Annotated in this window: 7 protein-coding genes and 3 pseudogenes; 6 read left to right on the top strand and 4 right to left on the bottom strand. The window is 54.1% G+C overall.

Features of this window, described 5'->3' with window-relative positions:
* Positions 1 to 478, top strand: a 478-nt coding sequence (locus ACESNI_RS15425; RefSeq protein ID WP_373088568.1) for a protein adenylyltransferase SelO family protein, incomplete at its 5' end; no start/stop codon positions are given.
* Positions 479 to 887: 409 nt separating this feature from the next.
* Positions 888 to 1,136 carry a zinc-finger domain-containing protein gene (locus ACESNI_RS15420; RefSeq protein WP_373088566.1) on the top strand — a complete coding sequence of 83 codons (249 nt, stop codon included), beginning with the start codon at positions 888 to 890 and terminating at the stop codon, positions 1,134 to 1,136.
* Positions 1,137 to 1,261: 125 nt separating this feature from the next.
* Here ACESNI_RS15420 and ACESNI_RS15415 read toward each other — a convergent pair.
* Positions 1,262 to 1,471: pseudogene (locus ACESNI_RS15415) on the bottom strand (IS5/IS1182 family transposase); the annotation flags it as partial.
* Positions 1,472 to 1,479: 8 nt separating this feature from the next.
* Positions 1,480 to 1,833, bottom strand: a pseudogene (locus tag ACESNI_RS15410) (transposase); the annotation flags it as partial.
* A gap of 404 nt (positions 1,834 to 2,237) precedes the next feature.
* Between ACESNI_RS15410 and traG the strand changes: the two are divergent.
* Together traG and ACESNI_RS15400 are read left to right on the top strand one after the other, a co-directional pair.
* A complete protein-coding gene (traG, locus tag ACESNI_RS15405; RefSeq protein ID WP_373088564.1) occupies positions 2,238 to 4,190 on the top strand; it encodes an IncP-type conjugal transfer protein TraG in 1,953 nt (650 codons plus the stop codon).
* Positions 4,190 to 4,618, top strand: coding sequence for a hypothetical protein (locus ACESNI_RS15400; RefSeq protein WP_373088562.1), 429 nt, complete (start codon positions 4,190 to 4,192; stop codon positions 4,616 to 4,618). The genes traG and ACESNI_RS15400 overlap by 1 nt, the downstream gene beginning before the upstream one ends.
* On the opposite strand, the gene ACESNI_RS15395 is transcribed toward ACESNI_RS15400, so the two are convergent.
* On the bottom strand, positions 4,615 to 5,202 hold the full coding sequence (locus tag ACESNI_RS15395) for an AbiV family abortive infection protein (protein ID WP_373088570.1): 588 nt from the start codon (positions 5,200 to 5,202) through the stop codon (positions 4,615 to 4,617). The two genes, ACESNI_RS15400 and ACESNI_RS15395, sit on opposite strands and share 4 nt — an antisense overlap.
* 102 nt (positions 5,203 to 5,304) lie before the next feature.
* Here ACESNI_RS15395 and ACESNI_RS15390 point away from each other — a divergent pair, with 102 nt between their 5' ends.
* Together ACESNI_RS15390 and ACESNI_RS15385 are read left to right on the top strand one after the other, a co-directional pair.
* Positions 5,305 to 6,129, top strand: a complete 825-nt coding sequence (locus ACESNI_RS15390) for an IS5 family transposase (RefSeq protein WP_373088560.1) — start codon at positions 5,305 to 5,307, stop codon at positions 6,127 to 6,129.
* A 443-nt stretch (positions 6,130 to 6,572) separates the two neighbouring features.
* Positions 6,573 to 7,034 (top strand): annotated as a pseudogene (locus ACESNI_RS15385) (transposase); the annotation flags it as partial.
* Positions 7,035 to 7,468: 434 nt separating this feature from the next.
* Here ACESNI_RS15385 and ACESNI_RS15380 read toward each other — a convergent pair.
* Positions 7,469 to 9,337 (bottom strand): dihydroxy-acid dehydratase, encoded by a 1,869-nt coding sequence (locus ACESNI_RS15380; RefSeq protein WP_373088558.1) that lies wholly within the window; start codon positions 9,335 to 9,337, stop codon positions 7,469 to 7,471.
* Between the last annotated feature and the right edge of the window lie 182 nt (positions 9,338 to 9,519).

Genomic DNA, 9,519 nt, shown 5'->3' with positions numbered 1-9,519 from the left:
TTGGCTTGCTGGTATGCGCCAGAAGCTTGGGCTTTCCAACTCAGAAGCCAATGACGCCGCTCTTGCCCAATCACTGCTCGACACAATGTCCGAGAACGAGGCCGACTTTACGCTAACCTTTCGTCACCTCTGCGACGCAGCGGGCGATCCCCACGGTATTAGTGCCGTGCGAGATCTCTTCCGGAATCCGCCTGCGTACGATCTATGGGCAACCTGCTGGCTGTCACGGCTATCCCGCGAGCCCAAGGCACCTGTGGATCGCGCTCTAGAAATGAGACAGATCAACCCCGCTTTTATTCCGCGCAATCACCGCGTCGAACAGGCGCTCGAAGCGGCAATACAACACAATGATTTTTCGTTATTCGAGCAACTCACCACTGTTCTTTCACAACCTTACGACGATCAGCCTGGTTTCGCGTCGTACGGCAATCCACCGAAGCCAGGCGAGCGCATTTTTCAGACGTTTTGCGGAACATGATGCTGGTTGTTTTTCGGTTTCGGATAGCTTTGAGTAACAAACATATGAAGTAGCGCTACCAATTGAAATTAGCCGAAAGTGGAAGGACGAACCGGGCAAGGAAGCCCTGTTCTCGCCCGAGCCCGGACGGGAGGGAGACAAGGTGTGACCGGATCTGAGGTTGAATCGAGAGAGGGAGGAACCGATGGTGGAGAGGAAGTGCCCACCGGCAACGCTTGAAATCGCGCAACAGCGTCGCGACCTTGGGTTCGAGACCCAGGCCGTCTTCGACGCTTTCAGCTCAAAGGCGGTGGCCGACACGCCTTCCGGACGTTCGGCCAGGTCGAGATGGTACGAGAGGGGCGGCTCGGGCGGCATGCGGCGGCACCGCCACAACAGCATCTGCTCGCTCTCGCACCGGGCCTGATCGATGTCCGGCGGCGGTTGCCCAAAATTCAGGAACGACCACGGTGTCCCGGAAATTTGCATCGGGGTCAGGGAATTCAAGTGCATCGGCGCGTCCCCGCCGCACGACCACCCGCACCTTTACATCAATATGGGCGAGGCGGATTCCATCCTCTGTCTCTACTGCGCGACGCGGTTCCGCTTCGATCCTCGATTGACACCGTTTGATGCCAACCCGCCGGACAGTTTCTTTGCTGATCATAACGCAGCGTAAGTATAACCGCGGTGCGGGACACTTCCGATCACCTTATCCGCCACGCCAGCGGCCGCTTCGACCGGGCAGGGCGTTGTTGCATGGATCGAGCATTGAGCTGAGTGTTCCCTTACCCATGCTTGGGGTCAAGCGACCGGCTCAAACTCGGGACGTCCGAGTTCGGTCATTTTGTTGAGAATGCGGGTTCCGATCCGGGCCTCGGTTTTCTGGTTTGGAAAGCTCGGGGCTTTCAGTTTGGGGCCGATGACCGTCTTCCAGCGGCCCATTTGGGTTTCCACCGTGCTGCGCTGACTGTAGCCGTTGCTGACCTGCCAGGCCAAACGCCCACTAGAGCGGTGAGCCGTTAATCTGAATCATACCCAGCGGCCTTGAAGTAGTTCCAGCATTCTGCGGGTGCGAAGAGCCCAAAAATGCTTCCAATAGCGGCTTCGAGGTCATCGAAGGTCCGTGCAGCTGCTGCGCGCAAGTGAGCCTTGAGTTTCGAGAAAGCCGTATCGATCGGGTTCAGGTCAGGCGAGTATTGCGGCAGGAACAGAAACCATGTGCCGTGTTTTCGAAGCTGTTCAGCAGCATAGGCGCTTTTGTGAACCGAGAGATTGTCCAGGATGACCACGTCGCCAAGTTGCAGGCTCGGAGCGAGTTGTGTTTCGATATAGAGACTGAAGGCGGCCTGATCGATGGCGCCGGGTAAGTTCCAGCATCGTGATGTCTGGCCGAGCCTCGACGGCTGCGATCAGACATCACGATGATCGGCCAACGGGCCTTTGGCAAACGGGCGGCCCCGTTTGCGCACCGAAGGACTACCCTCTATGGATGCTCGCTCAAGCCCCGCGTGAGTGGTCTTGGAAACCATGCCAATTACCCCAACGCATGATCCGCTTCGGTCAGCTTTTGGTGGCATCTAACCTGCGATCTGTTGCTCTCTCGTTCGTCAAGAGAGTCTGACCTTTCTTTTGCTCTGAGACCCAAGTCTGGACGATTACGGAGTAGAGCTTTCTAGCGTTGTCCCGATGCATCGGTTTGCCGGAATGGGCATCGATCGCCACTATCAAGGGTGTGCTGTAGACGTCATGCTCCGGCTGATTAGCCTGGAGCTTTCCATTGTCGACGACGAAAATTCTCATTGGCCAATTTTTTTTGGTTCTGGCGATTGTTGTCGGTGCGACTTGGGCGGCTACGCAATGGGCCGCTCAGGCACTTGAGTATCAGGCAGCGCTTTGGCGCCCTTGGTTCATTTGGTCAGACATACCTGTCTATAAACCGTGGCAGATTTATCAGTGGTGGTATGCCTATGAGGCCTATGCGTCGGGTGCGTTTAATCGGGCCGGACTGATCGCGCTGAGCGGGGGCGGTTTAGGGATTGTTGCGGCAGTCATTGGGTCTGTGATGCGTAGCCGGCACGAGCGGAACGTGACGACTTACGGCTCAGCGCGTTGGGCGTCTTTGGACGAGATGAACTCGGCTGGCCTGCTATCTGGGGCCGGTGTTTTTCTCGGGCAGTGGAAGGGGCGCTACCTCAGGCATTCTGGGCCCGAGCATGTCATGTCCTTTGCGCCAACGCGGTCGGGGAAGGGAGTGGGGCTGGTGATCCCGACGCTCCTGTCCTGGACCGACAGCGCGGTCATTCATGACATCAAGGGAGAGAACTGGGATCTGACTTCAGGCTGGAGATCACAGTTCAGCACGTGCATCCGGTTCGATCCGACCGATGCGGGTTCACCGCGCTATAATCCGCTGATGGATGTGCGTCGTGGTCCGAGAGAGGTGCGCGACGCTCAGAATGTCGCGGACATTCTGGTCGATCCCGAAGGCAGCCTCGAGAAAAGCGATCACCGGCAAAAGACTAGCCTGGCTCTGTTGGTCGGAACGATCCTTCACGTCCTGTATGCAGAGAAGGACAAGACACTCGCGGGATGTGCGCGGTTCCTGTCGGATCCGGGACGGAGTTTTGCAGCGACGCTGACAGCGATGATGTACACAAGGCATCTGGGCCAATCAGCGCACCCGCTCGTCGCGCAGACAGCCCGCGCGCTGCTCAACAAATCCGAAAATGAGCGATCAGGTGTTTTGTCGACGGCACTCAGTTTTCCGGACCTCTATCAGGATCCTGTCGTGGCATCGGTTGCTGGCGCCAGTGACTGGTGCATTGACGATCTTGTCGACCCGGAGTGGCCTGTATCGCTCTATCTGGTTTGTCCGCCGTCAGACCTGTCGCGGACGAAGCCATTGATGCGCCTGTTGCTCATTCAGATCGGAAGGCGACTGACAGAAGGGAACCCGGCCCCCTCGCGCCGCAAGCTATTGCTTATGCTGGACGAGTTTCCCGCGCTTGGGCGGCTCGACTTCTTTGAGCAGACGCTGGCGTTCGTCGCCGAGTATGGCATTCGGGCTTACCTGATTGCGCAATCGCTGAACCAGATCGAGAAGGCCTACGGTCCGAACAATTCGATCCTGGACAATTGCCATGTGCGGATAGCGTTTGCGATTAATGACGAGCGAACCGCTAAGCGGGTTTCGGAAGCCTTGGGAACAGCGACGGAGCTTCGGTCTCAGAAGAACTATGCAGGCCACAGGCTAGCGCCCTGGCTCGCTCACATGATGGCGTCGCGCCAGGAAACGAGTCGCCCGCTTTTGATGCCTGGGGAGATCATGCGGCTGTCAGCGAAGGACGAGTTGGTGATGGTCTCGGGTGCGCCTCCCGTCAGGGCGCAGAAGCTGCGCTACTATCGCGATCGGAATTTTGTTGACCGTGTTCTCGACCCTGCGGCCCTGCAAATCAGCCGACGCCCGCCAAGCAACAGTTGGGGCTTTTCTCGCGCTGATGACACCCAAAGTGTGTGCAAGCCGAATGGGAAAAATGGCGACCTTGACGGGGGTCTGGAAACCGTTCCCGAACTCGCATTGGAACTCGAAGCGCAAGGGGAGAAGAAAGGGCGCGATGAACAGCCAGATCTGGATGAGGCGCAGGATATCGCTGATGCCGATCACCTCAGCGCGGTTCGCAGTGCTGTAGCCATGGATCGCGCGGACAAAGGCATGTTGCCGGATTTCTGATGATGCCAAAGCCGCGCGCCAATCTGAGACTGTCACCCAAACTGAATGATGCGCTTTGCGCGGCTGCGGAACGCCCCGGCGTAACGAAAACAGCGATCTTGGAAGCAGAATTGCAGCATTACCTGTTCCCGGAAGAAGATCAGGGGCTGGAAGCGCGACTTCTTGGCCGGATGGACGCCTTCGATGCACGCCAGAGCGAGATCGAGCGCGATGTGGCTCTGACGATGGAAACGCTCGCCCATTACGTCTTCTATTGGCTCACCCGAACGGGCCCGATTCCGGAAGGAGAGCGTGATGCGGCTCATGCACTGGGCCAACGTCGGTTTGACTATTTCATCGACCAGGTGGCAGCGAAGCTCGGCGCAGCAGGGCGGCTTTCTGACAGGGTTTTAGGTGCGGAGCCGATTCGAGCAGCTGTTGACCCCTAGTTCTTGTCGTTACCTGCCAAAGCACCCTGGATAAATCGTCGATATCGCTCTGCTCGCTCAAGTTCTTCGTTCGTCTCAGTATCGACGATGACTGTGGGCTTGCTTGCCACGCGGCCATCTTTGCCTATGCGCACATAGAGCGCATCTTGCTTGCGTTTATCCTTTGTCCCCTTGGCTATTGCGAGGGCTGATCGATCGTAGGGTGGGTTGGGCGCATATTTCCAACGTTCAATCTTGTCATATCTGAGAATCTCTGCGGCGCTTCCAACGTCATCCGGCAGACTCTCTCCGAGAGAGACATCAAGTTTTATGGCTCTCTCCAACTCATCAAATTCCTCCCAGTGCATGATAATGTAGTCCATCCACATGCCCACCAAATGTTTACACACATGATCTCTCAGGGTGCGCTGCACTCCGGTGTCAAATGGAATGACATGCTCAGCGACCAGCAGCAGCAAGAATGCCTTAGCAAACTCTTCCTGCGCGATGGTGACAAGAAAGTAGCATGAAGAAGAGGGAGAGCGGAATTCCAAATCATAGCTCTCATTTAGGAGACGGTCTCCGTTTTCGATGCACGTCGAAATGGATTGTCTAAGTGTCTTTTTTTAAAAATCGAAAGAGGGCTGAGTGCGGGTTCACTATTTGATTCACTTGTGAAGTGTTCAACGCTTTACAAGGAGGCTTAGATGGTATGGACGCCCGACACTCGCAAGGAGTATGCCCGCAGAACGTCTGGGTACGCAAGCAGCGTAACAGATGCGGAATGGAAAAAGCTGGAACCGTTGATGCCGCTGACGCATAAACGGGGCCGTCCGCGCAAAACGGGGCTTCGGGACGTGATTGACGGCATATTTTACCTGCTGCAATCGGGCTGCCAGTGGGATATGTTACCGAAGGATTTTCCGCCATGGCAAACGGTTTACGGCTATTTCCGGGAGTGGATGCGCACCGGTCTGTGGGAGGGAATTCATGATGCCCTGTACCGAGCCGTGCGGACCCTCGAAGGCAGGGAAGAAAGCCCGACGCTGGCGAACATTGACGAGCAGTCGGCGAAAACCGGTCCCGATGCGCGCGGCGATGTCGGCTTTGACGCGGGCAAGAACGTCAAGGGCCGCAAACGCCATATCGTTGTCGATATTCTTGGCATGATCCTGAAAGCCGAAGTACATTCCGCAGGCATTCAGGATCGTGACGGCACGGCTTTGGCGCTGGACAGGCTCACGGCCCGCTTTCCAGTCATCAAAAAAGTGATTGCCGACGGCGCCTATGCCGGACCCATCGCGCAAAGCAACTCTCCCCGGCCCGTAGAGATTGTCAAACGCTCCGATGCAGCCAAAGGCTTTCTCGTCCTGCCGAAACGATGGATCGTCGAGCGAACTTTTGCGTGGCTCGGTATCAATCGCAGGCTTGCAAAGGATTTTGAAAAACACGCTAAAACCGCGCTCACCTTCATCTACACCGCTATGATTAAACTCATGTCACGCAGGCTCGCCCGGTATCTCGATTTTTAAAACAGACTCTAAGGTGTGCCTTTGAATAGCCCCGACCCCTGGGAGGATATTCTCTTGGAGGACGCTCACGGAGCGTCTGGCGGACTCCTGGGCGGCACCCAATCCCTCCATAGCCATCCTGTTCTCCATCTCCCCACCGAATTGCTACAATCAAGCCAAATACGCCAAGTAAGGGGAGAGGCAGTTAATCCAATCCGCTTTCTAACAAGCTGCTCTCCTTTCTATTCCCTCGCTCTAATTCCTTCCCAACCCGCCGGTAACAGTCTTTCTTATCTTGCCTGTATTTTGGATATGATCAGTCGCCTTCTTTTTCGAAGCCCTAGCCTGAATTATTCACGGCACCCGGTAAATTGGGTGGTGAGCGTATATTAACCTGTTAAAATAATGTAGAATTTCGGGTGTCTAAACCAAATCCACATCACCAGGAAAACCGACGGCTCACCATGAAAGAAACTACCCCATATCTCTCCGGTTTGTCACCTGTCGCGGGTAAAGAATTGCAGGCCCGGTTTGACGGTGGCCGTCTCTCTTCGGATGGCGGCGTCATGTTGTTACGCGAGATCGAGAACGGCCTTGGTCTGTCCGAGCGGCTTTCGTCTTGTCTGCAGGACGAGCGGGATCCTTCGAGTTTGAGGCACCGTCAGGCAGACATGATCCGGGCGCGGATGTTCGCCATCGCTTGCGGTTACGAGGATTGCGATGACCTCGACGTTTTGCGTTTTGATCTGGCCTTCAAACTGGCCTGTGGGCGGGTGTCGGAGACGGGCAATGATTTGATGAGCCAACCGACATTATCACGGCTGGAGAACGCACCGTCATGGCGTGAACCGGGGCGTATGGGATTGTCGATGATCGACCTGTTCTGCGATAGCTTCAAGTCTGTTCCAGCCCGCATTGTTCTCGAAAATATGACTTGGCTTTGAAAGCGTTCTGCTATCACGAATTCAAGTCTACCTTTTGCTAGCATTCGAAAAGCCGCTTCATCACTGGGAACTGCAAAAATACCCTCTTTTGAATACCTGCCACTCAGTAAACTTGCAACATTCTTACATCCGACTTGATAGCCTATAAGTAAACCATCAAGATCATCAACATTTTCAACATCCAGTTGCTTTATAGAAAATATCGCTAAATAAACGGACATCAATTTTGGTTTAACCCAAACTAGATTTGGATATTGATTTTATAAATATTAAAAAATAAATTAGTATAATAATATTTAACGGCATTGTCATCTATGGACGCCGCCTGAAATGCGTGAGGTTTCTGATCTTGGCTTCGCCTAAATCCTGCATAATAATGCTAAACTGAGACGTGTTCGAATTAGCCGGACAGCATCTCAAAATTCTTTATTAGTGATCGGCCGCGTTTTATTCGACGGAATAAAACCGGAGCGTTCCGCGTCTCGTGGTTCCCTGACCCAAACCTTTCGATTTGGGTGGATGCCGCCACCGCGGGATGCAGGAACAGCAGAGTGACGCGCACGATGTAAGAGACGCGTGTCCGCGATCCCACAAGAAGGATGAGTACCGCCATTGTCAGCGGTTTCTTTCTCCCAATTAGCTTTGCGCTTCGCAAGCGTATCTGGATCATCAAGCGCTGTGCAGGTTAATTCATTTGTATTCAGGTCTGCAACAATTTCATCCCCATTTTCAATGAACGCGATTGGACCACCAAGAGCCGCTTCAGGCCCAACATGTCCAATCACCAGCCCAACGGACCCTCCAGAGAAACGAGCATCAGTCATCAAAGCGATCACAATGCCCCTCTCGCGGCAAAGGGTCGTAATGCGTGCCGTCGGATCTAGCATCTCTGGCATGCCTGGTGAGCCGCTAGGCCCTTCGTAGCGAACAATGACCATATCGTTATTTTGAAAGCTCTCAGGTGTTTCATCGAGCGCCTTCAGAAGGTCGCTTTGTCCATTGAAAATACATGCTTTACCACGGAATAGATTGTCGCCCAGTCCGCCCTCGACGCCCGCAAGCTTCAATATTGCTGAAAAATCTGGTGACAGATTACCGCTCAGCAAGCGCAAGCCACCGGTTGGTTTGTAGGGATTTTCAACTGTGTAGACCACCTTGCCGTCCGGATTTGGTGTATTGAGACGATTGACCTGCGCACTTAGGGTTTCCCCTGTGCAGGTCATAACGTTTCCATTAAGCAATCCCATATCCAGAAGTTCGCGCACAATCACTTGTACGCCACCAACTTGATCGATATCGACCATGGAGTATTTGCCATACGGCCGGGCGTCTGTGAGGACAGGCACGACATATTGCGAGAGATGATTGAATTCTTCTGGCGTCATAACGTCTTTCCAAAAGTTCTCATATCCTGCGGCACGTGCAATCTCGGGCACGTGCAATACGACATTGGTAGAACCACCTACAGCCAGTGCAACAATCAAGGCATTGCGTAAAGAGTCGCGAACAACGATGTCGCGGGGCTTTAAATCCATCTCAATCAACTGTGCTAAGTAATGGACGAGCTCGTCTGGAAATTCATTGAGACGTCTTGGGTCATCGGAAGCCGGTGCCACCATGTGCAACGGCTGCATCCCTGCGACGCCGATAAATGTTTGCATGGTGTTGTAGGTAAACATGCCACCGCAACTTCCAATACCAGGACATGCATGGCAAGCAATGTGATGACGGTATTCTGGATCAGGATGGCCGGCGACCTCGTATGCACTGACGATGTCGATTGCACCGCCAGTTTTCGGATCAATTCCAGGATGGATTGGCCCGTCCGACATGATGATTGCTGGCTCATTATGTTCGAGCAGTGCGGCAAGAGTTCCTACAGGTGGTTTATCACATGCAACAACGGCGATGGTTCCCGCAAGACCACTTGCTTCAAGGTGTTCGCAAAGTGCATCGTTGGTGACTTCGCGGCCAATAAGCGAGTAGCGCATTTCGCGCGTCCCGTTTCGAATGCCGTCTGAAGTAGCGACCGTGTATTGAGGCTCTACTAGACGAAATTTCAACTGGTCAGGTTCAGTCCCAATTCGATCCCTAAGTCGTGCATGAATTGCGTCAACTTTATCTGTGACGCCTAAATAGCATTGGCTATCGCCTTTAGTTCCCACCACGCCGACTGACGGTTCATGTATCAAGTCCGGGCTGGTTCCAAGCTCCTTTGCGAGGCCAATGGTTTGAGCTGAGCGCCCAGGATGACGATCAATAAGAACGGATTTCGATTTTGTCATGGGAACTCCTTAACGCAAAGAACAGGCGAAACAGGGTTAAACAGAGGTGGTCCTGCTTTCTTGACCAGTTAGCAGCAAAAATAAGATGAATCTGTTTGTCTGGTTATGCCGCCATAGTAATTGGTTCCGTTTTCATCGCATAGGCTTCATCGGGGGTCAATATCCCAAGCCGCGAATGAGGC

This window comes from Sneathiella sp., from assembly GCF_041689005.1.
GTDB lineage: Bacteria > Pseudomonadota > Alphaproteobacteria > Sneathiellales > Sneathiellaceae > Sneathiella.
The sequence above is the reverse complement of the archived record's forward strand: the minus strand, read 5'-3'. Positions and strand labels throughout refer to the sequence as shown.

Bases quoted from the DNA above. Each gene is read 5' to 3' on its own strand.
- ACESNI_RS15390 (WP_373088560.1), top strand. From the start codon at position 5,305: ATGGTATGGACGCCCGACACTCGCAAGGAGTATGCCCGCAGAACGTCT.
- ACESNI_RS15420 (WP_373088566.1), top strand. From the start codon at position 888: ATGTCCGGCGGCGGTTGCCCAAAATTCAGGAACGACCACGGTGTCCCG.
- ACESNI_RS15400 (WP_373088562.1), top strand. From the start codon at position 4,190: ATGATGCCAAAGCCGCGCGCCAATCTGAGACTGTCACCCAAACTGAAT.
- ACESNI_RS15380 (WP_373088558.1), bottom strand. From the start codon at position 9,337: ATGACAAAATCGAAATCCGTTCTTATTGATCGTCATCCTGGGCGCTCA.